The organism is Streptomyces erythrochromogenes, assembly GCF_036170895.1.
Classification (GTDB): Bacteria; Actinomycetota; Actinomycetes; order Streptomycetales; family Streptomycetaceae; genus Streptomyces; species Streptomyces erythrochromogenes.
In genome coordinates this window covers 632,952-655,830 of the sequence record NZ_CP108036.1, presented here as the reverse complement: position 1 = coordinate 655,830, position 22,879 = coordinate 632,952, and the positions used below count along the sequence as shown (strand labels likewise).

Sequence of the window (22,879 nt, the reverse complement as noted above, 5' to 3'; positions counted from 1 at the left end):
TATCAGCGCTCGGGAGGGGCTTGGCCGGTATCCGGACATCAGCGGATAAGTTTCCGGTAGAACAAGTTGGATGATCTTCCCGTCCGGACCGGCTCCTGAGGCTCGGACGGGAAGATCTGCGGGATTGAGTCTACTCGGCGGTAATTTCTTCTGGAGAGCGGGGGTCGTATGAGCGGAGTCACACTGCAGAGTCGGCCGGAAGCGGAGCGTCAGGGCTGCGGTCAGGTGGACGCGGCCCGGCCCTGCGGGATGTCTTTGATGAACACGAGCCCGTCGGTCGCCGTCAAGTGGGCCGGCTCGAACGGGAAGTAGCCGAACCAGGCGGACGCGCGGGGCGCGGCGAGAGTGTCGCCGAGGGCGGCGCCGAGGCGGGGGGAGTCGACCACGCACAGGTCGTCCGGGAGCGCGTACAGCAGTCCCTCCAGGGTGCCCGGCTGCGGGGCGTCCACTCCCCGGTGCCGGATCGTGCCGAGGGCCGTCGCGAAGAAGGCGTAGCCCTCGCCCAGGCGTGCGCTCGCGATCGAGCCCGCGCTCCACCACTCCAGGGGCAGGCCGCCCATCCGCATCGAGCTCCTGTCCCGCTGGAGGTGGCTGTTGTGGGCGTGGACCAGGGTGGGGCCGCGCTCGGCGAGGGCGAGGAGGTTGTCGGCCATCATCAGGTCCCGCAGGCCGACCAGCCGCGCCATGCGGCCGGGAGAGGTGTCCGCCATCCAGTGGTGGTAGCGCAGCAGGCCGGTGGCGGTGCGCGCGTACAGGCGGGCCCGCTCCCACTCCTCCCGGGAGGTCGCCGTGATCAGGTGCGGCGTCTGCGCGTCGAGCAGTGCCGCGAGATCGTCGGCGAGCAGCCGCAGTTCCCCCGCCTCCGCGGACCGGCCCGTCGACCGGGCCGGGTCGGTCATCGCGGCCGGCTCGGTCCACCGGTCGTCGGCTCCGAGCAGGCGGTCGAGCGTCCGCGCCGTACAGGGGAGCAGGTCGGTGTCGACGTGGCGGGCGAGATGGGCGTGGAGGGAGGTGAGGGCCTCGCGGGGGCTCTCGGCCCCGGTCATCTCCAGCGGGCCGTCGATGCCCGCAAAGCGGAGCTGCTCGGGCGCGGGCCGGCCCTCGTTGTACGCCCGCATCCAGCGCACGAGTTCGCGGTTGGCCGCTGAATCACCGAAACCGTGGCTGAACCCGCGCTCCATGACCTCGTCGAGGCTGTCGGCGGCGGAGGTGACGTACGCGTCGACGCGCAGCCCCGCCAGGCAGTCGCTCTCGATCGCGATCGTCCGGTAGCCCTCCTCCTCGACGAGCTGCCGGAAGAGTTCGTTGCGCACGTCGAGCAGCGCGTCCTCGCCGTGGGTGGGCTCGCCCAGCGCGAGCACCCGCGGCCGGGTCGCGAGCAGCCCCATGACGGCGGCGGCCTCGACGGCGTGGACGGTGTCCTTGATGTCTGTAGCCATGCCTTCAACGCTATCGTTGAAGCTCCGGTTGAAACTTTTCCCCGATACCGTGGGGAGAATGGGGCGAAACCTTAAAAGCAGCGAGCGGCTGAGGCCGGTCGACCTGGCGCGCGGCCACGGCCTGTCCACGCAGGCGATCAGGAACTACGAGGAGGTCGGCATCCTTCCGGCCGCCGACCGCACACCCCACGGCTACCGCACCTACACCCCGCTCCACGCGCGGGCCCTGGACGCCTTCCTCGCCCTCGTGCCGGGCCACGGCCACCAGGCGGCGACGGCGATCATGCGGGCGGTGAACGAAGGCGCGGTCGACGAGGCGTTCCGCCTCATCGACGAGAGCCACGCCCAACTCCTCGACGACCGGCGGACCCTCGGGGCCGTGGAGAACGCCCTCCGCGACCTGGTGCCCGCCGGGGAAGTGCCCGCGTCCGGCGACACGTTCATCGGGCCGCTCGCGGAACAGCTCGGGATCCGCCCCGCGACCCTGCGCGCATGGGAACGGGCCGGGCTCGTCCAGCCGCGCCGCGATCCGCTGACCGGCTACCGCGTCTACGACGCGGCCGCCGTGCGGGACGCCCGCCTGACCCACCAACTCAGGCGGGGCGGCTATCTGCTGGAGCAGATCGCCCCCCTGCTCACCCAGGTCCGCTCGGCCGGCGGCCTGGAGCCCCTGGAGACGGCGCTGCGCACCTGGCGCGACCGCCTGTCGTCCCGCGGCCGCTCCCTGCTGACCGGCGCCGCCGGGCTGGAGGCGTACCTCCGTGCCGGCGGCTGACTGCCCGGCCGTGGCTCCGGAGCCCCGGCGGTCCTTCAGGCTCCGGAGCCGAGCGAACTCTGCAAAAAAGATTCTGCAAATATACTTTTGGAAAGGGTGCGGGCCGCCCTACCCTCCCCCTCATGTCCAGCGAAGATCAAAAGCGCGTACTCGATCCCGAACAGGACGCGGCGGCGCTCAAGGCCCTCACGCACCCCCTGCGCATCCGGCTGCTCGGGATGCTCCGGCAGGACGGCCCGGCCACCGCCAGCGAACTGGCGGTCAGCACGGGGGAGTCGTCCGCTTCCACCAGTTACCACCTGCGGGTTCTGGCGAAGTACGCGTTCGTCGCCGAGGCCGAGCACCGCGACGGCCGGGAGCGCCGCTGGCGGGCGGTGCACGCCCTGACCTCCTGGAGCAACAAGGCCATGGAGGCCACGCCGGGCAGCCGCGCCTACGTCAACCTCTCCCGCAGGGTGCAGATCCAGCGCCTGGAGGAGTGCCTCGCCCGGTACGAGGCCGACATCGCCGACGGCCGACTGGGCCGCGAATGGGTCGAGCCCTCCGGGATCAGCGACCTGATGCCCAGGCTGACCCCCGAGTCCCTCGCCGAACTCTGGGAGGCGTTCGGCCGCAGGCTGGAGGAGCTGACCGCGCGTGACGCGGGCGACCCGCGCGCGGTGCAGGTCGTCCTGCTCACCGCGGGCCTGCCGCGGGCTCCGCGCTCGGCCGGTGCCGGACCGGACGCCACCGCCGACGACACCGCCACCGGCGCAGACGCGGAGGGCGCCTCGTGAGCGGGATACCGGAGCCGTCCGCCGCACGTCGACGCTACGTCACGGTCTGCGTCCTGTTCTGGCTTCCTGTCGGGCTGACCATCGCCCCGCTGATCCTGCTGCTCACCGAGCGCGGGATGACCCTGGTGGCCATCGCCGGCTGCTTCGCCGCGCACTCCCTCACCGCCGCCGCGCTGGAACTGCCCACCGGAGGCCTGTCCGACGTCCTCGGACGCCGCGCGGTCCTGGCCGCCGCGGGCATCGCGAACCTGGCCGCACTCGTCCTCGTCGCCCTGGGCACCGCCCATTGGCAGCTCGGTCTCGGCATGGCCCTGATGGGTGCGGGCCGCGCCCTGTCCAGCGGGCCGGCCGAGGCCTGGTACGTCGACACCGTCCACGCCCGCTCCGGTCCCGGCGCCGAGCTGCGCACCGGCCTGGCCCGCGGCGCCTCCGCGACGTCCGCAGCGCTCGCGGGCGGCACCCTGCTGGGCGGCGCCCTGCCCTGGCTGCTCGGGCTCGGGCCGGACCTCGGCGACCGGCTGAGCGGGGCGACCTCCGGGCTGGTGCTGCCCCTGTCCGTCCCGCTGTTGCTGGGTGCGGCGGTCGAGGTCGCCTTCGTCCTGTACGCCTTGACCGCCCTGCCCGAGTCGCCCCGGCCGGCGGCCACCCTGCGCGGCGCGCTCCGCGGCGTCCCGGCCACCGTGGCGGGCGGGCTGCGCCTCGGCGGACGCGACGTGCTGGTCCGCAGGGTCCTCCTCAGCGCGGCGGGCGCCGGCAGCGCGCTGGCCGTGGTCGAACTGCTCACGCCGGGGCGCACCGCGGCCCTGACGGGTACTCCGGAGTCGGGCGCGGTGCTCTTCGCCCTGCTCGCCTGCGCAGGGTTCGCCTGCTCCGCCGTCGGCAGCCACCTGGCGCCCCTCGCCGCCAGGCTCGCGGGCAGCGGAGAGCGCGCGGTCCTCATCGGCCTCGGCGTCGCCGCGGGCGGCCTGCTCCTGCTGGGCGCCACCGCGGCGGCCGGCGGGGTGGGCCCGGCGGTCCTGGCGGCCACCGGCTTCGGGCTGGTCTACCTGGGCCGCGGCGCGGCGGGGCCGAACGAGAACGAGCTGATGCACCGCCGCGTCGGAGGGGCGGGGCGGGCCACGGCCCTGTCCGTCCAGTCCCTCGCCCTGCAGCTGTCGGCAGCCCTCACCGGTTCGGTCGCGAGTCTCCTCCCGCCGGGCCCGCTGCCCTGGCTGCTGGGAGGCGCCGCGCTCCTCGCCGCGGCCCTCCTGTGGTCCGGTCGCGGCGGCCGGCGATCCCCGGCGGCCCCGTCCGGCGACGACCGACACGCCTCGCCCCGCGTCGATGTCTGTTCTGCCGGTGAATGATGGGTTTCGTCACTTATAGTCCCGATATGGCTCTGCATGAGACGAAGGACGCATCTCGCCAGGACGCCGATACGGACGTGTTCGCGTCCACGTTGAGCGGCCAGATCCTCCCCAAGTACCGGATCCCGGAGGACCACTCGCCCACCGAGGTCGTGTACGAGCTCCTCCGCAACGAGCTCCTGCTCGACGGCAACGCCGCCCAGAACCTCGCGACCTTCTGCACCACCTGGTCGGACGAGGGCGTGCACCGCCTGATGAACGTCTGTCTCGACAAGAACATGATCGACAAGGACGAGTACCCGCAGACCGCCGAGATCGAGTCCCGGTGCGTCAACATCCTGGCCGACCTGTGGAACGCCCCCGCCGGCACCCCCGCGACCGGATGCTCCACCACCGGGTCCAGCGAGGCCGCCATGCTCGGCGGGCTCGCCCTCAAGTGGCGCTGGCGCGAACGCCGCCGCGCCGAAGGGCTCCCCACGGACCGCCCCAACCTCGTCTGCGGGCCGGTCCAGATCTGCTGGGACAAGTTCGCCCGCTACTTCGACGTCGAACTGCGCCAGGTGCCGCTGGAGCCCGGTGCCACCGGCCTGCAGCCCCATCAGCTCGCCCAGTACGTCGACGAGAACACCATCGGCGTCGTCGCCATCCTCGGCGTCACCTACACCTGCGACTACGAGCCCGTCGCCGAGCTGGCCGCCGAGCTCGACCGGATCCAGGCCGAGCACGGCTGGGACATCCCCATCCACGTCGACGGCGCGAGCGGCGGCTTCGTCGCACCCTTCCTGCACCCCGAGGTGGTGTGGGACTTCCGGCTGCCGCGCGTCGCCTCGGTCAACACCTCCGGCCACAAGTACGGGCTCGCGCCCCTCGGAGTCGGCTGGATCATCTGGCGCTCCGCCGACCTGCTGCCCGCGGACCTCGTCTTCAAGGTGGACTACCTGGGCGGCGACATGCCGACCTTCGCCCTCAACTTCTCCCGCCCCGGCGGTGAGATCGTCGCCCAGTACTACCTCTTCCTGCGCCTCGGCCGGGGCGGTTACACCCGCGTTCAGCAGGCCTGCGCCGACACCGCCCAGTACCTGGCGCGGCAGATCGCCGACATGGGCCCCTTCACCCTCCTCTACGACGGCAAGGGGGCCCTGCCCGCCGTCTCCTACACGCTCACCGACCCGGCCGCGTCCCCCTTCACCCTCTACGACCTCTCCGACCGGCTGCGCATGCGAGGCTGGCAGGTGCCCTCCTACCCGCTGCCCGCCAACCGCGACGACACCGTCATCCAGCGCGTCCTGGTCCGCCACGGCGTGACCCGCGACCAGATCGCCCTGCTCGTCGAGGACCTGCGCCGGGCCGTGGAACACCTGACGGCCTCGCCCCCGCCCGTACCGGCCGCCGAACCCCGGTCCGGCTTCCACCACTAGCCGGCCGGATGGAGGAAGGCGGCCCTTGCGACGTCTGGGCGGAAGGCGACGCCTACGAGCGGTACATGGGCCGGTGGAGCCGCCGGGTCGCCGAAGTGTTCGTGAGGCGGCTCGGCGGCCCGGCCGGTCTGCGCTGGCTGGACATCGGCTGCGGCACAGGGGCGCTGACCGCGGCGGTCGCGTCCCGGTGCCGGCCGCGCGCCGTGCTGGGACTGGACCGGTCCCCGGAATTCGTGCGCGCGGCCCGGGCCGCCGCGCCCGCGCCCGCCCGCTTCGCCGTGGCCGACGCGTCCGCGCTGCCGCTGCGCGACGCGGCGTTCGACGCGGTCGTCAGCGGGCTGGCCCTCAACTTCCTCGAACCGCCCGCGGCGGCGGTCTCCGAGGCCGCCCGGGTGGTCCGGCCGGGGGGACCGGTCGCGGCGTACGTCTGGGACTACGCCGACGGCATGGCCCTCCTGCGCCGCTTCTGGGACGCCGCCACCGCCCTCGATCCGGCGGCCGCGGCGCTGGACGAGGGCCGCCGGTTCGCGCTGTGCCGCCCCGGCCCGCTGCGCGCCCTCTGGACCGGCGCGGGGCTGGTCGACGTGACGGTCGCCCCCATCGAGGTGCCCACGGTCTTCGGCAGCTTCAAGGACCTGTGGGAGCCCTTCCTCTCCGGCCAGGGACCGGCGCCCGGCTACGTCGCGACCCTCACCCCCGAGGCCCGTGAGCTGCTGCGCACGCGGCTCGCCGAGACCCTCCCGGTCCGCCCCGACGGCTCGGTCGCCCTCGCCGCCCGCGCGTGGGCGGTCCGGGGCAGGCGCCCGGCCGGCGCAGAGGAGTGACGCAGGCCACATCGCCCGGGTGTCACATCCGCCGGCGGCCGACGGTCCCACGGGTATGACCGACGCCAAGAACGTACTGCTGGCCGGGGCGAGCGGAGTCCTGGGACGCCACATCACCGCCGCGCTCACCCGCGCCGGGTACACCGTGACCGGCCTCGGCCGCGGCGCGGACGCCGACGTGCGGGCCGACCTGATGGACCGTGACGGGCTGCTGCGCGCGGTCGACGGCCTCCGGGTCGACACGGTGGTGCACGCCGCGACCGCCCTGCGCGACGCGCCGATGAGACACCGGGACATGTACGCCACCGACGACCTGCGGCTCATCGGGACGGGGCACCTGATGGAGGCCGCCCGCGAGCTCGGTGCCCGTCGCGTCATCGCGGAATCGATGGTCTTCGGCTACGGCTACCGCGACTTCGGCCGCCACGTGGTCACCGAGGCCGGGGACGCGTTCGGCCCGGCCGGCGACCCCACGGTGGAGCGCCACGTCGAGGCCATGCGGGTCAAGGAACAACTCGTACTGGGCGCCGGTGACATCGAGGGGATCGCCCTGCGGTTCGGCCTGTTCTACGGGGCCGGCGGCACCGAGGCCCTCGTGGAGCTGCTGCGCCGCCGCAAGCTCCCGGCGGTCGCCGACCACGGGCGGGTCCTGCCCTGGGTCGACCTGGCGGACGCCGGCCGGGCCGTGGCGCTCGCCGTCGAGGGCGGCCTGGCCGGACAGGCCTACAACATCGTCGACGACACGCCGATGGGCTTCGGCGCGCACGTCAAGGCGGTCGCGGAGGCGTTCGCCACCCCCAAGCCGCTGAACGCGCCCAGCTGGCTGATGCGCGCCTACCCCTACGTCCACCGGATGGTGACGACGAACATGCGGGCTTCCAACGCCAGGGCGAAGGCGGAGCTGGGCTGGGCCCCGGGCCACCCGGACTGCGTCGAGGGACTGCGCGCACTCGCCCGTGGCTGATGCGGCCGGGCCGTGTGCCCGGCCGCCCCGCGCAGTGCTCCCTACCTGGCGCCGAAGTTCTGCGTCCACCAGGGGCCGCCCGCGCCCTGGTGGACGCCCACGCCGATGTCCTTGAAGGAGCAGTTGAGGATGTTCGCCCGGTGGCCCGGGCTCTTCATCCAGGAGTCCATGACCGACTGCGCCGTCTGCTGGCCCTTCGCGATGTTCTCGCCGTACGTCGACCAGCGGTAGCCGGACGCCGTCGTGCGCTGCCCGGGGTCCCTGCCGTCCGGGTTGGTGTGGTCGAAGAAGTTCCGCGCGGCCATGTCGTCGGAGTGCCCCTGCGCCGCTGCCCGCAGCTGCGGGTCCTCCTTGAGGGGGCCGCAGCCGGCCGCCGCCCGCTCGGTGTTGACCAGCGCCACCACCTGGCCGGCGATGCCCGGCGGCGCGGGAGCCGGCTTGGGCGCCGAGGTGCGCGGGCTGGGCGAGGTGCTGCGGCTCTGCGTGGGGCTCGGGCTGGCCGACGGGCTCGCCGAGGCCGAGGCGGAGGGGGACGGGGAGGCCGAAGCGGAGGGCGAGGGGGAGGCCGACGGGGAAGGGGCCCCGGCGGACTCCGTGGCCGAGAGCGCCGCCAGCGGCGCCGCGGACGCGCCGCCGTCGTCCTTCGCACTGCCCGAACCGGGCAGCCCTCCGAGGTAGACCAGGCCGCCGCCCGCGACGCAGACGGCGACCACCGCGCCGCCGACCACCCGGCGCCGGCTCTGCCGGCGCTTGCGCAGCGCGCCCCGGCCGGCGGCGCCCGTACTGGCCACCGGAGTGAGCTGGGTCGCCGCCTCGCCGAACCCGCCGTCGGCGCCGAACCCGCCGTCGGCACCGTTCGCGGTGGCCACGTCGTCCGCGAAGGCGGCCGGGGCGAAGCCGGCCGTGCCGGCCGTGCGCATCCCCGCCAGCAGGGCCGCCGAGACCGGGACGAGGGCCAGACCGGCCAGCAGTCCCTCCGCCGGGACCAGTCCGCTCCACAGCCCGGAGCACCGTACGCACTCACGCGCGTGACGGGCTATTCGCTTGCGCCACAGGGCCGACGGCTGCCCGTCCCAGCCCGCCAGTACCGTCCGCAGCTCCTCGCACCCCGGCTGGGCGTCCAGGGCGCGCTCGACCACCCGCGCCGCCTCCAGCTGCGCCTTCATCCGCTGCACCCGGACGGCCGTGTGCTGGGGGGACAGCTCCAGCGCCGAGGCCACCTCCGCCCGGGTCAGCTCCCCGGCGCACTCCAGCCACCACAGCGACAGCAGCGCCCGGTCCTCGGGCTCCAGCCAGCGCGTCGCCCGGGCCGTCTCACGGCGCTGGCCCGCCAGGTTGAGGCGTACGACGGTCAGGTCGACGAAGTCCGCGCCCGGGTCGGCCACGTCCCAGGCCGACTCCAGAGTGCTCTCGCCGAAGCCGCTCTGCCGGGCCTGCCAGTGCGCCCGCACCCGGTTCATCGCGATGGCCACCAGCCAGGACCGGAAGGACTCGTCCGCCCGCAGGCCGCCCAGCCCGTCGAGAGCCCGCAGCATCGTGTCCTGCACCACGTCGTCCACGTCGCAGGAGCCGTTGAGGGCCCGCCCGACGATGTTGTAGACGAGCGGGAGGTGGGCGCCGACGAGCTCGTCCTGGGCGCGGGGATCGCCCGCGCGGGCCGCTGCCACCAGCGCTGCGGTGTGCTGAGTACTCATGTGAATGTCCCTGTCCGTACCGGCGGTCGATGATGCCCGATACATGGGAGACCGCGGAGGGAGGCCTCGATAACAGTTAATCGGAAGAATTTTCCCGGAGGCCAATTCCGGGCACCCACCGGGGTCACAGAAGGGGCGCCAGTGCCTCAGCGGCGGCGCGCAGGGCGGGCGCGAACGACTCGGTCTCCTCCCGGGGGACGAGGAAGGTCACGGTGGTGACGCTGACCCCGCCGACCGGCCGGCCAGACGGCCCGAGCACCGCCGCCCCGATGCAGCGGATGGTGGGCTCGTTCTCCTCGTCGTCGAGCGCGTAGCCGCGGGAGCGGACCGCCTCCAACTGCGCGTACAGCGCCTGCGGGGTGGTGAGGGTGTTCGGCGTCCGGGGCGGCAGCCCGGTGGCGGTGAGGAGTTCGCCCACCTCCCCGGCGGGCAGGTGGGCCAGGACGGCCTTGCCGATGGCCGTCGTGTGCAGCGGCATGCGCATGCCGACCCGGGAGGCCGTCCGGAAGGGCTGGTCGCCCTCCAGCTTGCGGATGTAGGTGATCGTCTCCCCGCTGTGCAGGGCGAGGTGGACCGTCTGTCCGGTGGTCCGCTGCAGTTCGCCGAGGACGCGCCCGATGCCGGCCGGCTGCCCGCCGTCGACCAGGGCGGACAGCGCGCGCAGTCGCGGCCCCACCCCGTAGCGGCTCTCGGGTTCCTGGCGTACGAACCCCTGGTCGATCAGGGAGGCGAGGATGCGGAAGGTGCTCGACTTGGGCACGGCGGCGGCTGCCGCCACATCGGTCAGCCGGTGCGGGCCGCCGGGCACGGACACCGCCTCCAGGACGCGCAGGGACTTCTCCGCCGCCGAACCGGCCGCCGACGACCGGCCCGCGCGCACGCCCCCGGGGGCTTCCTCGGCATTCGTCGGCACGACAACTCCCGCAGTGTGTAAGGTCTGGACCACATCGTTCCGCCAGACGATACGCAGTTCCACTAAGTGGAACAAGTGGGGAGGGTTCCATGTCCGGCCACCCGTACGAGGTGCTGGCTGCCCAGCGCCTCCTTCCGGTGCTGCGCAACGCCGACGCCGACGAGGCCGTCCGCGCCGCCACCACCCTGCTCGCCGCCGGCTGCCGCGCCGTGGAGCTGACCACCTCCACCCCCGGTTGGGTCGGGGCCGTCGCCCGTACGGCCGAACTCGCGGACGCGCACGGGCGTCCCGCACTGATCGGCGTGGGTACGGTGACCACTGCCGCGCAGGCCCGGGCCGCCCTGGACGCGGGCGCCGCCTTCCTGGTCTCCCCGTACCCGGCGCCCGAGGTCCGCGAGGTCGCCGCGCGGCGCGAAGCCGTCTTCGTCGAGGGCGGGTTCACCCCCGCCGAGATCGCCTCCGCCGTCCGGGCCTGCGGAGCGGCCAAGGTCTTCCCGGCCCACGTGGGCGGCCCGGGGTTCGTCCGCTCCCTCCGGGCCGTCCTGCCGGACGCGGTGCTCATTCCGACCGGCGGGATCGGGCCCGACGAGGTTCCAGACTGGATCGCCGCCGGAGCCACCGCCGTCGGCATCGGCAGCGGCCTGCCGTCCGACCCGGACGCGCTGGCCGCCGTATTCGCCCGGTTCGGACCGGCCCGGCCGGGCCGCGGCGCCCCCGCCGGCCACGGCGCCGCGGCCCCGGAGCGCCGGCCGTGACCGGGCGGGCAGCCACCGACTACGACGTCCTCGTTCTCGGCGAGGTCCTGGTCGAGATCCACGCGGGCACCGCCCTGCGCGAAGCCGCCGACGGCACCGCGGCCCGCCTCTCCTACTCCGGCGACGCCCTCAACGCGGCGGCGGCCGCAGCCGCCGCCGGAGCCCGGACCGCCCTGCTCGCCGTGGTCGGCGACGACGAGCTCAGCGTCCCGCTGCTGCGGCGGGCCGCCGAACTCGGCGTGGACGTCTCCCACGTCCGCCGCGCCCCCCGTCCCAACGGCGCGTACCTGCTCTCCGCCGACCCCGACGGCGACCGCGAGTTCGTCTACTGGCGCACCCGCAGCGCCGGATCCACCCTCGCCCCGCGGCACATCGGGAGCTGGCGCGCACTGCTGACCCGCTGCGGGGCGCTCGTCACCAGCGGGATCACCGGCGCCCTGTCACCGAGCAGCCGGGCCGCCGTCCTGGCCGCCGCCCGCCTGGTCCACACGGCGGGCGGGCACCTGACGTACGACCCCAACTTCCGCCCCCGGCTCACCGGCCGGGCCGAGGCCCGGGAGCTGCTCGCCCGGATCGCCCCGCTGACCGGACTGCTCAAGACCTCCTGCCCGGCTGACGCGCAGGCCCTCGTCGACACCGCCGACCCGCGCACGGCCGCCGCCCGCCTGCGCGCGCTGGGGGCCCGTACGGTCGCGGTCACCGCGGGCGCCGGCCGGCTGCTGCTGGACGACGGCACGCGGGCGGACTACCACCCGGTGCCCGTGAACCCGGCGCCCGTCGACGCGACGGGTGCGGGCGACTGCTTCACGGGCACTGCTACCGCCCGGCTCGTCCTCGGCGACACCCTCGCGGAAGCCGTGGCCCACGGCACCGCGGCCGCCTGCCTGTCGGTGTCCGGCCGCGGCGGCACCGGGCGGGTCCCCGCCTTCAGTGAGACGGCGGCGCTGGCGGCCGCACACCGGGGAAGGGCGGCGGCGGGAGCAGCCCGGCCGCCCCGGGCCGAGGCTGCGCCGCCGGTTCCGGATCGGTGACCCAGCCCGCGGCGAGGACCAGCCCGGAGGCCCGGTGGAGGGCCAGGAACCCGAACGGCCGGTCGAACCGGACCTCGGCCCGCCGGGCCCGATGGCTCGGTCGGCGCGCGGCCCCACCGGGCCTGGCGGCGATGGCGGTGACGGCCGCCGCCTCGAACCCCGCGGCGTGGAACCGGGCCATGGCCGACTGCCGCGCCGAGCCGATGGCCAGCGGTTCGGCGCTGATGCCGGGGAAGTGACCGTAGGCGTCGTCGGTAGCGGTCAGGAGCCCGAACAGCGCCGCGTCCTCCAGCAGGTCGTGCTCCGCGGACAACGAGAAGGCCACCGTGGATACGGACAGCTGGGGCTGTGGGCCGAAGGCGTCCACCGTCGCGATCGCGAGGCCGGGTCCGGGGCTTCCGTCCGGGAGGGCGTCGCCGGCCACCGAAGGGAGGGCTCCGGCGACGGCCGCGATGCCGGTCGCCAGCACGTCGGCGGCCGGCGCCGCCGGGCCGCCGAGGAGCAGGTGCACGTCCATGTCCGTGTCGTCGGCGCCGGTGACCTCCAAGGCCGTGACCGGCCCCGCGGGGCCCTCGGCCACCCGGACCGGGTCCAGTGAGGCCGTGGTGCGCAAGAGCCGGCGCAGGCCGCGGCCGGCCCAGGGGCCGTCGGGCACGTGGCCCGGAAACTCCCGGAAGGGCTCCGCCCACTTCAGCGTCAGCGCGAGCGCGGAGGCGAGGACGAGGCGGGTGTCGTGCTGCAGGGTGACCGGCATGCGTTCGATGAGGCCGCCGGTCCGGTCCGACGCCCACCCGTCCAGGGTCTTCGTGTCCCCCTCCAGATCGCCGGTCAGCGTGCCCCGTGTGCCGTGCGGGAGCTTCGCCGACCAGCCCTCCTCCAGCGGCAGGCCGGCCGCGGCCCACAGGCCGGTCGCCGTGCTGAGCCCCCGTACGCCGGCCAGGGCGGCCAGCAGCTCCCGCGCGGCACCGGCCGCGTCCTCGGCGGGTATGCCCAGCGCCTGCGCCAGCTCGTCGCGGGCGGGCCCGCCGGCGCCGTCCGCGAGCAGGGCGAGCAGCGGCCAGACCCCGGCCGCGGTGAAGACGGTGCCCCCGGCGCCGGACACGGCCTGCGCGGCCCAGCGCGTGGTGAGGTGGTTGACCGCTCTTACCGTGGGATGCGTTTGCGTCTGGGTCTGGGCCTGGGTCCGGCCCCGGGTCTGCGGCTTCGTCTGCGTCATGCGGGGGAGCGTACGTGGAGGGACGCCGCCGGGCCGGACGGATTTCCACGGCCCGGCGGCGCCGGTCAGCGGCCGCGCAGGCCCCGGTCGACGGCCGTCATCAGCTCGCCGTCGGCGGTGTCCGCGTCGAGCGACCAGAACATCGCGCCGCCCAGGCCGTGTTCGCGGATGTAGCCGGTCTTGGCGCGCAGCACCTGGGGGTCGTCGTACGTCCACAGGGTGGTGCCGTCGAAGAGCCAGGCGTGCCCGCCGCGCCGGTCGCGGTGGACCTGGTAGGCACCCGAATCGGCCAGCTTCTTCAGCGCCTTGTAGTCCTCGTACCCGGCGGCCCAGGTGGCCGGGGCCGGTCCGGTGGCGGGCTGCCCGAGGCCGTCCCCGCCGCCGCTGACGCCGGTCCAGCCCTGACCGTAGAACGGCATGCCCATCACGAGCTTGTGCGCGGGCGCGCCGCGCCGCTGCCAGGCCTCCACGGTGCCGTGGACGCTGAAGTCGCCGCGGGCGTACAGGGCGGACTGCTGCGCGGTCCTCGGTTCGCCGGAGACGTGGAAGTCGTAGCCCTGGAGGTTGACGAAGTCCAGGTCGCGCATGATGCGGCGGACGTCGAAGCCCGCGTCGATCTTGGCGGGAGCGGTCGGGACGAAGGCGGTCAGCTCGTACTCGGCCTTCTTCTGGCTCCGTGCGTACGCGTCGAGCTGGGTGCGGAACTCCTTGACGAGCTCGGTGAAGTTGCGCTTGTCCTCCGGTCGGTACTTCGTGTCGGTGTCGCCCGCGGAGCCGGGCCACTCCCAGTCGAGGTCGATCCCGTCGAACACGCCGGCGGCGGCTCCGGCGCCGCCGCGGGTGCCGTCCTGGGGGAGGTTGCCCTTGATGTAGAGGTCGATGCAGGACTCGACGAAGGCCTTGCGGGAGGCCGGGGTCAGCGCGGCGTCGGAGAAGTGGGTGGACCAGCTCCAGCCGCCCAGCGAGATCAGCACCTTCAGGCCGGGGTGCTTGGCCTTGAGCTCGCGCAGCTGGTTGAAGTTGCCGGCGAGCGGCTGGTCCCAGGTGTCGGCGACCCCGTCGACGGAGTTCGCGGCGTCGAGCGGGCGGGCGTAGTCGGCCCAGGCGTCGGCCTCGCCGGGGATGTTCCCGGTGAAGCACTTGCCCTCGGCGCTGACGTTGCCGAAGGCGTAGTTGATGTGGGTGAGCTTGCCGGCGGAGCCGTTCGCATCGAGGTCCTGGACCTGGAAGTCTCGGCCGTAGACCCCCCATTGCGTGAAGTAGCCGACCTTCTTGTACGAGCGACCGGATCCGCCCGCGGCGGAGGCGCCGCCGTCCGCGCCGACGGCGGCGGGGGCGAAGGCGGTCAGCAGGGAGAGGGAACAGGCGGCTACGGCCAGTCTGCCGAGCATGCTGCGGCGCATGGGCTTCCTTTGCGGATGCGAGGAGTGGGCGTGAGCGCGTGCGGCGGTGCATGCCGGAAACTATTGGTCTGGACCAGAGCGGTCAAGGGGGCGGCCGGAACTCGGGCTGACCGATCTGCGAGGGTGGCCCGATGCTGCTCGATCCTGAGAAGACCCTGTTCGTCCGAGGGGCCACCCCCGTACTGCTGATGGCCGAAGCCCCCGTGCACGCCGCCCTGCCGGTGCTGACCGCGCAGGACGGGGCGGTGCCCCGGTGCGACGGGTGGAGCATCGTCCCCAAGCTCACGCTGTGCGTCGTGGACGGCCCCGGCGACGCCGGGCTCGTCGTTCCCGCCATGGTCGCGCCGGTGCTCGACGGGTCCGGCGGAAGCCTCCGGCCCGGCGACATGGCCGACTGGTGTGCGGACGCCGAAGGGGCGGGCGGGGCCGTGGTCCTGTCCCTCGACGCACTGCCCGAGACGCTGGACTGGCCGCACCTCCTGAGCTCCGGCACATCCCGCGGCGGCTTCCTCCCGACCCTGGCCTGACCTGCGGCCGCCGCCCCGTTAGTGTGTGCGAGTGACGCTCACCGACGATCGACAGTTCCCCGCCGCGCTCGCCGCCGCGCTGGCGGTCCCCTTCGACTACGCGGACGGCGACGGGGTCGACTTCGAGCCCTTCGAGGCCTTCCTGTCCGCCGAGGACACCGACGACTGGTTCCGGGCGTGGACCGGGAACAACGACCTGGACGGCGGCGCGTTCCGCGTCTTCGGCCAGGACGGCTCCGGCGGGTACGCGGCGTTCTGGCTGGTCCGGCCGGGCCGACCGCTCGCCGAACAGCCCGTGGTCTTCCTCGGGTCCGAGGGGGAGACGGGCGTCGTGGCGCGCGACCTGGGCGACTTCCTGTGGCTGCTGGCCGACGGCTGCGGCCCGTACGAGGCGGCCGCGCCGTACGGGGCCGACCGGACCTCGCGCCCGGACGAAGCCCTGACGGCCGTCGCAGACCGGTTCGCCCCGGACGCGCGGCGCACGGCCGGCGCCGTGGTCGAGCTGGCGGCCGAGGAGTTCCCCGGCTTCGACGACATGATCATGGAACTCTGCCGCTGATCCCGTTGGGCGACGCGACAGGAATTCACTGGATCGCCGGGCCCGGCCGTGCCATGGTTGGTCTCGCCGAAGGGGTGTAGCTCAGCTGGTCAGAGCAACGGTCTCCAAAACCGTAGGCCGCAGGTTCGAATCCTGCCGCCCCTGCCGTGAGGGAAGAGAGCCGAGAGGCTCCCTTCCTCGCCAAAGGCGTGAGCCCCGTCGACGGTTCGACGGGGCTCTGCTGTATTCAAGATCGCCCAGGCCGTGGGCGCGTCAACCGCCAGTCAGCGGCAGGCCGGTGGCAAGCCTCCTGAGGCACTGCTGCGCGCGGCCATCGACCGTGGCGAGGAACCGAGAACCAGGACGCGGCCCGAAGGGGTCTCATGGCACGCCGTACCGCTGAGACGCTCAGCCGGCGCTGATGCTGCTCGCCTAGTGGCTCGACAGGGTCAGGCTGGCCGGTGAGCAGGTCCGAGTACTGCAGCGCGCCGGCGGGGGCCTCGTCGTACCCGGTGCCGAGTTCTGCGGTGTGCCGGACAACCTGCCGTCGTGCGGCGAGGACCAGATCGCCACCGTCGAACTCGCGCCGGGCGAGAACGTCACCGGCGCCGTCACAGGCAAGGGATCGTGGACTGCGAAGTCGGTGACGTACACCGACGGGCTGATCGGGAAGAGCGTCCGCGTCGACGTCTCGTAGGACGGCAGAAGGCCCCCACAGCCAGTCGGCTGTGGGGGCGCACCACTGCCACCCGTGGCCTCCCCGCTGTGGGCAGGGCCAATGGCCGGTTCGGGTAGGAGATTCATCGGACCGCGATGGCTACTGGTGAGTGGGCTTGCGCATCGATTTGGCCGCGGCGTGGCGGACTGCGCGGATGCGGTTGCCGCAGCGGGTGGAGCACCAGCGGCGGGCCGCGTGGGAGCGGAGCATCAGGCGGGTGCAGCCCGGCGTGCCGCAGGCGGCGAGCTTCCCGGCGTGCTCACCGGTCAACAGGCCGATCCCGTCCTCCGCCAGCAGCGCGAGGGCGTGCTCCAGGGGCTGCGACGGCCCCGGCCGCAGGACGCGTACCGGCTCCCCCGCGCCCCAGTCGAGCAGGCGCAGCGGAGGGCAGCCCGCCAGAACGGCATTGACGGCCGCGACCTGCCCCGGGTCCGCCGCCGTGCCCCCGATCCGCGCTCCGAACAGTGCGCGCAGCGTCTCGCGCAGCTCCCGCAGGCGGGCGGTCTGCGCGGAGTCGAGCGTCGGCCCCGCGGGCGCGAGCCCGTGGCCCGTCAGCCAGGCCCGCGCGGCGGACGGGTGTGCGAGTCCTTCGTAGGGCCCTCCGGGCAGCCGGAAGCGCGTGTTCACGAGCGCGAGCGAGGTGGAGAGCTCCTCGCCCGCCGCCGGAGTTGGGATGTCCATGCGGCAATGGTAAATCTTGCGATTCTCCGTTAGTCGGACTTAAAGTCCGTGCTGGATGCAGCCAGTTGGGAATCCCTCCAGGAGGACGTGAAGCATGCAGCCCCGTACGGCGACCCGCGCCGACATACCCGAACTGATCCGGCTCCGCGCGGCGGCGCTCGACGCGCTCGGCGTCGATCCCGGCCCGGCCGACGCGCCCTGGCGGGACATCGCCCGCGGCTGGTTCGCCGACCGGGTCTCGGACAGCCGGCCCGACTGCACCTGCCTGGTCGTCGGCGGCGGGCCGGGCGAGCCCCTGCGGGCCGCCGGCATGGCCTGGGTGACGTACCACCTGCCCGGCCCCCGCTGGCCCGACGGACGGCGCGGGTACATCGACGGCATGGTCACGGAGGCGGCGGCCCGCGGGCAGGGCCACGCCGGACGGATCGTCACCGGGCTGGTGGACTGGCTGAACGGACTCGGCGTCCACTTCGTCCAGTTGCACGCCAGCTCAGCGGGCGCATCCGTGTACCGCGCCGCCGGCTTCGCCGCCGCCCGGTACCCCGGGATGGACCTGATCACCACCCCGGAGCCCGCCCCCCGCCCATGACGGACGGGCCCCCGCCCCACCCCACGTGCGCGTTCTGGCAGACTGGGGCGCACAACCAGGCGGTGCAGGACAGGAAACCGGTGCGATTCCGGTGCGGTCCCGCCACTGTGACCGGACGTCCCCGCACGGGACACCGGGAGTCAGACACTGACGCACCGCCTCTGCTCCTTCACGTCGACCAGGGGACGCGGATCCCCCGGAGAGGCCCCGCCATGTCGCGTTCCCGCGCCGCCCTGCGCGCGTTCACCCCCGTCGCGCTCCTGATATCCCTGACCGCCTGCGCCGGTTCAACCGGCGCAGGGCAGGACGGGGCCGCGGGCGACGCCGCCGCCGCGCCCGGCTTCCCGTACGCCCTCACCAACTGCGGTGTGAGCAACACCTATCAGGCCCCGCCCCGGCGAGCGGTCACCATGAACCAGCACGCCACCGAGCTCATGCTCGCCCTCGGCCTGGGCGACCGGATCGCCGGCACCGCCTACCTCGACGACGCCGTGCTGCCCGCCTACAAGCCCGCCTACGACAAGATCAAGGTGCTGGCCGAGGAGTACCCCTCCAAGGAGATCCTGCTCGGCGCCGACCCTGACTTCGTCTACGGCGGATACGCCAGCGCCTTCGACAAGGCGCAGGGCCGCGACCGCGAGGGCCTCGCCAAGTCCGGCATCAACTCCCGCCTCAACGTGGAGTACTGCACCGAGGGGAAGGTCGGCCTCGACCAGCTCAAGACCGAGATCACCGAGGTCGCGCGGACCTTCGGCGTACCCGACCGCGGCGCGAAGCTCATCGAGGACGAGCAGCGCCGCATCGACGCCGTGACCGCCCGCGTCAAGGACCGGCCCCGGCCGACCGTCTTCGCCTACGACTCCGGCGAGGCCACCGCCTCCACCTCCGGAGGCAACGGCGTGGGCAACGAGATCATCTCCCTCGCCGGCGGCACCAACGTCTTCGCCGACCTCAAGGACACCTTCGGCGACGTCGCCTGGGAGAAGGTCATCGAGCGCAAGCCCGAGGTCGTCCTCATCTACGACTACGGCGGCACCACCGTCGAGGCCAAGAAGCAGCGCCTGTTGAACGACCCGGCGCTCGCCGAGGTGCCCGCCGTCAAGAACCGGCGGTTCGTCGTGCTGCCGCTCTCCTCCGCCGTCCTCGGCGTCCGCGTGGCGGACGCGGTGGAATCGCTGGGGAGCCAGCTCCACCCGAACCCCGCGTGAGGCTCCGCACCGGAGCGGTCCTCGCCGTCCTCGCCGCCGCGCTCGCCGTCTCGGCGATCGCGGGCCTGGCGCTGGGGCCCGTACGGATCGCCCCCGACCGCGTCCTCGGAATCGTCGTCGGCGGCCTGTCGGGGAACCGGCCCACCGGCGCCTTCGCCTCCATCGTGTGGGACGTGCGGATGCCGCGGATCCTCCTCGGCGCCGTCGTCGGAGCCGGGCTCGCCGTCGCGGGCACCGTACTCCAGGCCCTCGTGCGCAACCAGCTCGCCGATCCGTTCCTCCTCGGGGCCTCCTCCGGGGCCTCCGCCGGAGCCGTCCTCGTGATCGTCTTCGGCGCGGCCGCGGCCGGATTCGGCATGGGCGTGCCGCTGGCCGCCTTCGTGGGGTCCATGGCCGCGCTCGTCGCCGTCTACGCGATGGCCCGGCGCGGCGGCACCATGACCACCGGCCGGCTGATCCTGGCCGGCGTCGCCGTCCAGTACATCCTGTCCGCCTTCACCAGCCTCGTCCTCGTCCTCGCCGCCCACCCCGACCAGATCCGCTCCGTGCTGTTCTGGACCCTCGGCGGTCTCGGCGGGGCGCGCTGGGACGAACTGGCCCTGCCCACCGTTGCGCTGCTCGTCGGCGGCGCCCTGCTCCTGACCCTCGCCCGGCCGCTCGACCTGCTCCTCGCCGGGGAGGAGGGCGCGCACACCCTGGGGCTGGACACCGGACGCTTCCGCGCCGCCGTGTTCGTCCTGACCTCCCTCGTCATCGGCGTACTCGTCGCCTGCAGCGGGGCCATCGGCTTCGTCGGGCTGATGGTCCCGCACGCCGCGCGGATGGTCGTGGGCGCCGGACACCGGGCCCTGCTGCCCGTCGCCGCACTGGGCGGGGCCGTGTTCCTGATCCTGGCCGACCTGATCGCCCGTACGGCCGCCGCCCCCGAGGAGATACCGGTGGGGGTGGTCACCGCGCTCGTCGGCGGGCCGTTCTTCCTCTGGATGCTGCGCCGCTCCAGCCGTACCGAAGGGGTGACCGGATGACGGAAGGGACCGGACCGGCCCGGCCGGTGGAACTGGCCGTCGAGGGCGTGCGGTACGAGACCGACGGGCACACCCTGCTCCACGGGATCGACCTCACCGCCCGGCCCGGCGAGACGGTGGGGGTCGTCGGCCCCAACGGCAGCGGCAAGACCACCCTGCTGCGCTGCGTCTACGGCGCCCTGCGGGCGACCGCCGGCCGGGTGCTGCTGGACGGCGCGGACGCGGGCGGGCTCACCGTCAAGGAACGGGCGCGGCGCGTGGCGGTGGTGCCGCAGGACGCGAGCGGCACCTTCGGACTGACCGTCCGCGAGGTCGTCGCCATGGGCCGCAGCCCGCACAAGCGCTTCTGGGAGCAGGACGGTCCGGACGACGTACGGCGCGTCGCCGACGCCCTGGAGACCGTGGGCGCGGGCCCCTTCGCGGCCCGCCGCTTCGACGAGCTGTCCGGGGGCGAACGGCAGCGCGTCCTGGTGGCCCGGGCCCTCGTCCAGGACCCGGGGCTGCTCGCACTCGACGAGCCGACCAACCACCTGGACATCCGCTACCAGCTGGAGGTCCTCGGCCTGGTCCGGGCCCTGCCCGCCACCGGCCTCCTCGTCCTGCACGACCTGAACCTCGCGGCCGCCTTCTGCGACCGGCTGTACGTCCTGTCGGGCGGCCGGGTCGCGGCCGCGGGGCCGCCGGCCGAGGTGCTCACCGAGGAACTCCTGGCCGAGGTGTACGGGGTGCGGGCCCGCGTCGAGGTCCACCCCGACACGGGCTCGCCCAACGTCGTCTACCTGCCCGTGGCGGCGGGTTCCTGGTAGCCGTACGGGCGCGTGATGATCTCCATCCCGTGCCCGGCGGGGTCCGTGAAGTAGACGCCGCGGCCCCCGTCGTTGTGGTTGATCTCGCCCGGGAGCCTGCCGTGCGGGTCGGCGAAGTACGGCACCCCGGCCGAGCGGATCTTCTCGAACGCCGCGTCGAACTCCTCCTCGGAGATCAGGAAGGCGTAGTGCTGCGGGGTGATGGACCCGGCCGGGATGGTCGCGAAGTCCAGGGTGACGCCGTTGGCGGTGTCGACGGGGATGAACGGACCCCACTCGGTTCCGACTTCGAGACCGAGGATGTTCGCCAGGAACTCGGCGGACTCCCGGTTGTCACGGGAGTGGATGATCGTGTGGTTCAGCTGTACGGACATGGGTGAATGCCTCCGAAAGGCACATCACGGGCACCTCCATGTCTCACCCGGTCGGTGACCGACACGCGATGCCGTGATCACGATCCTAGACATCCCGCGGGGGCGGAGCCAAGCCCTTTCCGCCGCCACGGGATCATGAACCGCCGTACACCGCCTTGACGTTGTCCTGCGCCGGATGCGACCGGCCGGCCGGGCCCGCCGCGAACACCCGCAGGAGGTTCTCCGTCACGCGGGTCGTCAGCGCCCCGGACCGCGCGTCCAGGCCGTGGTTGCGTCCGCTGCGGCCGTCGCCCGTCGCGTCCAGGGCCTCCACCCACCGCATCGTGCCCGTCGCGAAGACCCCCGCGCCGCTCGGCACCGTGTAGTACGCCGTGTCCTGGTGGCTGGGGCGGCCTTCGCACACCACGGGGGAGTGGGCCAGTATCTCGATCGGACGCGGCGTCGTAAAACCGGTGTTGACCTTGTCGTACTCCACGCCGACCAGGTGCTCGAAGCGGTCGCCCGCCTTCGCGCCGGTGCCCTCGAACAGCCAGTGGCCGGGGTTGGTCACCACGTACGGGGCGTCCACCGGATAGCCGTCGTAGATCACGCCGAGCAGGGAGCTCTCCGGGTCCGCGCCCGGAGCCGAGCGGAAGTCCACCGTCGCCGGATGGCCCCTCTTGAAGCCCGGGTCCTGGGCGTAGGAGGACTTGTAGCAGACCAGCGTACGGTCCGGCCCCAGCTCGGAGGCCTCCAGCCGGATCCGGCGGAAGCAGCAGTTCGCGCCCAGGATCGCGATGTTGGTGCCGGCGTCGCGGGCGGCCGTGAAGTGGGCGCGCTGTTCCGGCGACCAGTACTCGTCGTGCCCGAGCGAGAGCACCGCCGCGGCTCCCTCCAGCAACCGCTTCTCCCGCGCCACGTCGGTGGTGGTCGCGTAGGCGAGGGGTATGCCGAGCCGTTCGGCCAGCGCGATCAGCGGGGCCTCGTACACCAGGAACAGGCCCGCGCCGTCGTCGTACTCGTACGGCCGGTCGAACGACACGGCGAGGGAGCGCGAGGCGTAGCCGCCGCTGGGGCCGTCGTAACTGCCGTAGCCGCCCCAGCGGTTGTAGGCCTGCCAGGTGGCGACGGCGTTGACCACGACCGTACGCCCGGCCGTTGCCGCGGACCGGACGGTGACCGGTACGAAACGCTGGCCGCCCTCGCCGCCCTGTGCGTCCAGGCGCAGCAGGTAGCTGCCCTCCGGCCAGTCCTTCGTCTCGACGGTGGCGGTGCGGGCCCACCGCGTGCGGACCATGCGGGTGTCGGAGTCCACGGTGTGCTCGGGCTGCCGCACTCCGGTCAGGGCCTCCGAACGCCACACCAGCCGGGCGCGCGCGCCGCCGTACCAGCCCATCCGGTAGGCGGAGACGGTGAACCGGGGTGCGGTCGTCGACACGTACAGGCCGAAGGACTCGCCGGGCAACACGCTGACCTTGTCGGCGAAGCCCTCCACGGCCCGCGCCGGCCCGGCCTTCACCACGGCCCAGTCGGCGTTGCCCGGGCGGGCGTTCTCGGCCTTCACATCGAAGGCGTGGGCTCCTCCGGCCGGCGGCCTGCCGTCCGGTGTGGAGGCGGAGCTCTTCTCGCCGGCGCGGAGGTTCCCGCTCCCGTCCCCGCCCGCGCAGCCGGCCGCCGCACCGAGCCCCGCGGCGGTCGCGGCCCCCGTGGCGATCGCGAGGAACCGCCGCCTGCCCGCGCCGTCGCCGTCACCGGTCGGCCCGGCTATGTGCTCCTGATCCATGAGGGGCACGCTATGTCACCCTGCGCGCCCCGCTTCCACCGCCCCGATCCCTGCTGACCTGGTGTCGCCGGCGGCAGGCGGGGTGTGCAAGCGGGGC

At 73.9% G+C, this 22,879-nt stretch carries 23 protein-coding genes, 1 tRNA gene and 1 riboswitch; of the genes, 16 read left to right on the top strand and 8 right to left on the bottom strand.

Translation table 11 applies throughout. The features are described 5' to 3' along the window. Window positions 1-221: 221 nt before the first annotated feature. A complete protein-coding gene (locus tag OHA91_RS03135) occupies window positions 222-1,439 on the bottom strand; it encodes an erythromycin esterase family protein (RefSeq protein ID WP_328738521.1) in 1,218 nt (405 codons plus the stop codon). Window positions 1,440-1,497: 58 nt separating this feature from the next. On the opposite strand from OHA91_RS03135, the gene OHA91_RS03130 reads away from it, so the two are divergent. From OHA91_RS03130 to OHA91_RS03105, 6 genes are all read left to right on the top strand, one after another. Next, complete coding sequence (locus OHA91_RS03130) at window positions 1,498-2,214, top strand: TioE family transcriptional regulator (RefSeq protein ID WP_328738520.1); 717 nt, start codon at window positions 1,498-1,500, stop codon at window positions 2,212-2,214. Window positions 2,215-2,336: 122 nt separating this feature from the next. Then, the gene (locus OHA91_RS03125) at window positions 2,337-2,990 is read left to right on the top strand and encodes an ArsR/SmtB family transcription factor (RefSeq protein WP_266495777.1); all 654 of its coding nucleotides are present in this window, start codon (window positions 2,337-2,339) and stop codon (window positions 2,988-2,990) included. Further along, window positions 2,987-4,336 (top strand): MFS transporter, encoded by a 1,350-nt coding sequence (locus tag OHA91_RS03120; RefSeq protein ID WP_328738519.1) that lies wholly within the window; start codon window positions 2,987-2,989, stop codon window positions 4,334-4,336. Before OHA91_RS03125 ends, OHA91_RS03120 begins: the two co-directional genes overlap by 4 nt. A gap of 26 nt (window positions 4,337-4,362) precedes the next feature. Then, window positions 4,363-5,754 carry a glutamate decarboxylase gene (locus OHA91_RS03115; protein WP_328738518.1) on the top strand — a complete coding sequence of 464 codons (1,392 nt, stop codon included), beginning with the start codon at window positions 4,363-4,365 and terminating at the stop codon, window positions 5,752-5,754. Between the two features lie 65 nt (window positions 5,755-5,819). Next, window positions 5,820-6,578, top strand: coding sequence for a class I SAM-dependent methyltransferase (locus OHA91_RS03110; RefSeq protein WP_328738517.1), 759 nt, complete (start codon window positions 5,820-5,822; stop codon window positions 6,576-6,578). A 55-nt stretch (window positions 6,579-6,633) separates the two neighbouring features. Continuing rightward, window positions 6,634-7,542 carry an NAD-dependent epimerase/dehydratase family protein gene (locus OHA91_RS03105; protein WP_328738516.1) on the top strand — a complete coding sequence of 303 codons (909 nt, stop codon included), beginning with the start codon at window positions 6,634-6,636 and terminating at the stop codon, window positions 7,540-7,542. Window positions 7,543-7,583: 41 nt separating this feature from the next. On the opposite strand, the gene OHA91_RS03100 is transcribed toward OHA91_RS03105, so the two are convergent. Then, on the bottom strand, window positions 7,584-9,236 hold the full coding sequence (locus tag OHA91_RS03100) for a sigma-70 family RNA polymerase sigma factor (protein WP_328738515.1): 1,653 nt from the start codon (window positions 9,234-9,236) through the stop codon (window positions 7,584-7,586). A gap of 124 nt (window positions 9,237-9,360) precedes the next feature. After that, complete coding sequence (locus OHA91_RS03095; RefSeq protein ID WP_328738514.1) at window positions 9,361-10,149, bottom strand: IclR family transcriptional regulator; 789 nt, start codon at window positions 10,147-10,149, stop codon at window positions 9,361-9,363. 89 nt (window positions 10,150-10,238) lie between these two features. Between OHA91_RS03095 and OHA91_RS03090 the strand changes: the two genes are divergently transcribed. After that, window positions 10,239-10,904 (top strand): bifunctional 4-hydroxy-2-oxoglutarate aldolase/2-dehydro-3-deoxy-phosphogluconate aldolase, encoded by a 666-nt coding sequence (locus OHA91_RS03090; RefSeq protein ID WP_328738513.1) that lies wholly within the window; start codon window positions 10,239-10,241, stop codon window positions 10,902-10,904. Beyond that, complete coding sequence (locus OHA91_RS03085) at window positions 10,901-11,935, top strand: PfkB family carbohydrate kinase (protein WP_328738512.1); 1,035 nt, start codon at window positions 10,901-10,903, stop codon at window positions 11,933-11,935. The genes OHA91_RS03090 and OHA91_RS03085 overlap by 4 nt, the downstream gene beginning before the upstream one ends. Here OHA91_RS03085 and OHA91_RS03080 read toward each other — a convergent pair. Both OHA91_RS03080 and OHA91_RS03075 read right to left on the bottom strand, forming a co-directional pair. Next, window positions 11,832-13,151, bottom strand: coding sequence for a serpin family protein (locus tag OHA91_RS03080; protein ID WP_328738511.1), 1,320 nt, complete (start codon window positions 13,149-13,151; stop codon window positions 11,832-11,834). The genes OHA91_RS03085 and OHA91_RS03080 overlap by 104 nt on opposite strands. A gap of 65 nt (window positions 13,152-13,216) precedes the next feature. Next, window positions 13,217-14,554, bottom strand: a complete 1,338-nt coding sequence (locus tag OHA91_RS03075; RefSeq protein WP_328738510.1) for a glycoside hydrolase family 18 protein — start codon at window positions 14,552-14,554, stop codon at window positions 13,217-13,219. A 131-nt stretch (window positions 14,555-14,685) separates the two neighbouring features. Between OHA91_RS03075 and OHA91_RS03070 the strand changes: the two genes are divergently transcribed. From OHA91_RS03070 to OHA91_RS03055, 4 genes are all read left to right on the top strand, one after another. Further along, window positions 14,686-15,081: a hypothetical protein gene (locus OHA91_RS03070; protein ID WP_328738509.1), complete on the top strand. Its 396-nt coding sequence runs from the start codon at window positions 14,686-14,688 to the stop codon at window positions 15,079-15,081. Between the two features lie 31 nt (window positions 15,082-15,112). Then, the gene (locus tag OHA91_RS03065) at window positions 15,113-15,640 is read left to right on the top strand and encodes an SMI1/KNR4 family protein (protein ID WP_328738508.1); all 528 of its coding nucleotides are present in this window, start codon (window positions 15,113-15,115) and stop codon (window positions 15,638-15,640) included. Between the two features lie 70 nt (window positions 15,641-15,710). Further along, window positions 15,711-15,784: transfer RNA gene (locus OHA91_RS03060), tRNA-Trp, on the top strand. Between the two features lie 364 nt (window positions 15,785-16,148). Continuing rightward, window positions 16,149-16,316 carry a hypothetical protein gene (locus OHA91_RS03055; RefSeq protein WP_328738507.1) on the top strand — a complete coding sequence of 56 codons (168 nt, stop codon included), beginning with the start codon at window positions 16,149-16,151 and terminating at the stop codon, window positions 16,314-16,316. A 120-nt stretch (window positions 16,317-16,436) separates the two neighbouring features. Here OHA91_RS03055 and OHA91_RS03050 read toward each other — a convergent pair whose 3' ends face one another. Next, window positions 16,437-17,018, bottom strand: coding sequence for a CGNR zinc finger domain-containing protein (locus OHA91_RS03050; RefSeq protein WP_328738506.1), 582 nt, complete (start codon window positions 17,016-17,018; stop codon window positions 16,437-16,439). A 94-nt stretch (window positions 17,019-17,112) separates the two neighbouring features. Here OHA91_RS03050 and OHA91_RS03045 point away from each other — a divergent pair, with 94 nt between their 5' ends. The 4 genes from OHA91_RS03045 to OHA91_RS03030 all read left to right on the top strand — a co-directional run bounded on the left by OHA91_RS03045 (window position 17,113) and on the right by OHA91_RS03030 (window position 20,646). Beyond that, window positions 17,113-17,607 carry a GNAT family N-acetyltransferase gene (locus OHA91_RS03045; RefSeq protein ID WP_328738505.1) on the top strand — a complete coding sequence of 165 codons (495 nt, stop codon included), beginning with the start codon at window positions 17,113-17,115 and terminating at the stop codon, window positions 17,605-17,607. A 30-nt stretch (window positions 17,608-17,637) separates the two neighbouring features. Continuing rightward, window positions 17,638-17,778, top strand: a riboswitch (cobalamin riboswitch). A gap of 41 nt (window positions 17,779-17,819) precedes the next feature. Beyond that, the gene (locus OHA91_RS03040) at window positions 17,820-18,815 is read left to right on the top strand and encodes an ABC transporter substrate-binding protein (protein WP_328738504.1); all 996 of its coding nucleotides are present in this window, start codon (window positions 17,820-17,822) and stop codon (window positions 18,813-18,815) included. Beyond that, a complete protein-coding gene (locus tag OHA91_RS03035) occupies window positions 18,779-19,840 on the top strand; it encodes a FecCD family ABC transporter permease (protein WP_381702928.1) in 1,062 nt (353 codons plus the stop codon). Before OHA91_RS03040 ends, OHA91_RS03035 begins: the two co-directional genes overlap by 37 nt. Beyond that, window positions 19,837-20,646, top strand: a complete 810-nt coding sequence (locus OHA91_RS03030) for an ABC transporter ATP-binding protein (protein WP_328738503.1) — start codon at window positions 19,837-19,839, stop codon at window positions 20,644-20,646. Before OHA91_RS03035 ends, OHA91_RS03030 begins: the two co-directional genes overlap by 4 nt. Here the strand turns inward: OHA91_RS03030 and OHA91_RS03025 are convergent. Further along, entirely contained in the window at window positions 20,616-21,020 is a 405-nt protein-coding gene (locus OHA91_RS03025; protein ID WP_266495817.1) for a VOC family protein, read from the bottom strand. The two genes, OHA91_RS03030 and OHA91_RS03025, sit on opposite strands and share 31 nt — an antisense overlap. Before the next feature lie 133 nt (window positions 21,021-21,153). Continuing rightward, window positions 21,154-22,782: a N,N-dimethylformamidase beta subunit family domain-containing protein gene (locus OHA91_RS03020; protein ID WP_266495820.1), complete on the bottom strand. Its 1,629-nt coding sequence runs from the start codon at window positions 22,780-22,782 to the stop codon at window positions 21,154-21,156. Between the last annotated feature and the right edge of the window lie 97 nt (window positions 22,783-22,879).

Bases quoted from the DNA above. Each gene is read 5' to 3' on its own strand.
- OHA91_RS03045 (WP_328738505.1), top strand. From the start codon at position 17,113: ATGCAGCCCCGTACGGCGACCCGCGCCGACATACCCGAACTGATCCGG.
- OHA91_RS03110 (WP_328738517.1), top strand. From the start codon at position 5,820: ATGGGCCGGTGGAGCCGCCGGGTCGCCGAAGTGTTCGTGAGGCGGCTC.
- OHA91_RS03070 (WP_328738509.1), top strand. From the start codon at position 14,686: ATGCTGCTCGATCCTGAGAAGACCCTGTTCGTCCGAGGGGCCACCCCC.
- OHA91_RS03050 (WP_328738506.1), bottom strand. From the start codon at position 17,018: ATGGACATCCCAACTCCGGCGGCGGGCGAGGAGCTCTCCACCTCGCTC.
- OHA91_RS03115 (WP_328738518.1), top strand. From the start codon at position 4,363: ATGGCTCTGCATGAGACGAAGGACGCATCTCGCCAGGACGCCGATACG.
- OHA91_RS03020 (WP_266495820.1), bottom strand. From the start codon at position 22,782: ATGGATCAGGAGCACATAGCCGGGCCGACCGGTGACGGCGACGGCGCG.
- OHA91_RS03105 (WP_328738516.1), top strand. From the start codon at position 6,634: ATGACCGACGCCAAGAACGTACTGCTGGCCGGGGCGAGCGGAGTCCTG.
- OHA91_RS03030 (WP_328738503.1), top strand. From the start codon at position 19,837: ATGACGGAAGGGACCGGACCGGCCCGGCCGGTGGAACTGGCCGTCGAG.
- OHA91_RS03040 (WP_328738504.1), top strand. From the start codon at position 17,820: ATGTCGCGTTCCCGCGCCGCCCTGCGCGCGTTCACCCCCGTCGCGCTC.
- OHA91_RS03135 (WP_328738521.1), bottom strand. From the start codon at position 1,439: ATGGCTACAGACATCAAGGACACCGTCCACGCCGTCGAGGCCGCCGCC.
- OHA91_RS03025 (WP_266495817.1), bottom strand. From the start codon at position 21,020: ATGTCCGTACAGCTGAACCACACGATCATCCACTCCCGTGACAACCGG.
- OHA91_RS03075 (WP_328738510.1), bottom strand. From the start codon at position 14,554: ATGCGCCGCAGCATGCTCGGCAGACTGGCCGTAGCCGCCTGTTCCCTC.
- OHA91_RS03090 (WP_328738513.1), top strand. From the start codon at position 10,239: ATGTCCGGCCACCCGTACGAGGTGCTGGCTGCCCAGCGCCTCCTTCCG.
- OHA91_RS03080 (WP_328738511.1), bottom strand. From the start codon at position 13,151: ATGACGCAGACGAAGCCGCAGACCCGGGGCCGGACCCAGGCCCAGACC.
- OHA91_RS03125 (WP_266495777.1), top strand. From the start codon at position 2,337: ATGTCCAGCGAAGATCAAAAGCGCGTACTCGATCCCGAACAGGACGCG.
- OHA91_RS03130 (WP_328738520.1), top strand. From the start codon at position 1,498: ATGGGGCGAAACCTTAAAAGCAGCGAGCGGCTGAGGCCGGTCGACCTG.
- OHA91_RS03100 (WP_328738515.1), bottom strand. From the start codon at position 9,236: ATGAGTACTCAGCACACCGCAGCGCTGGTGGCAGCGGCCCGCGCGGGC.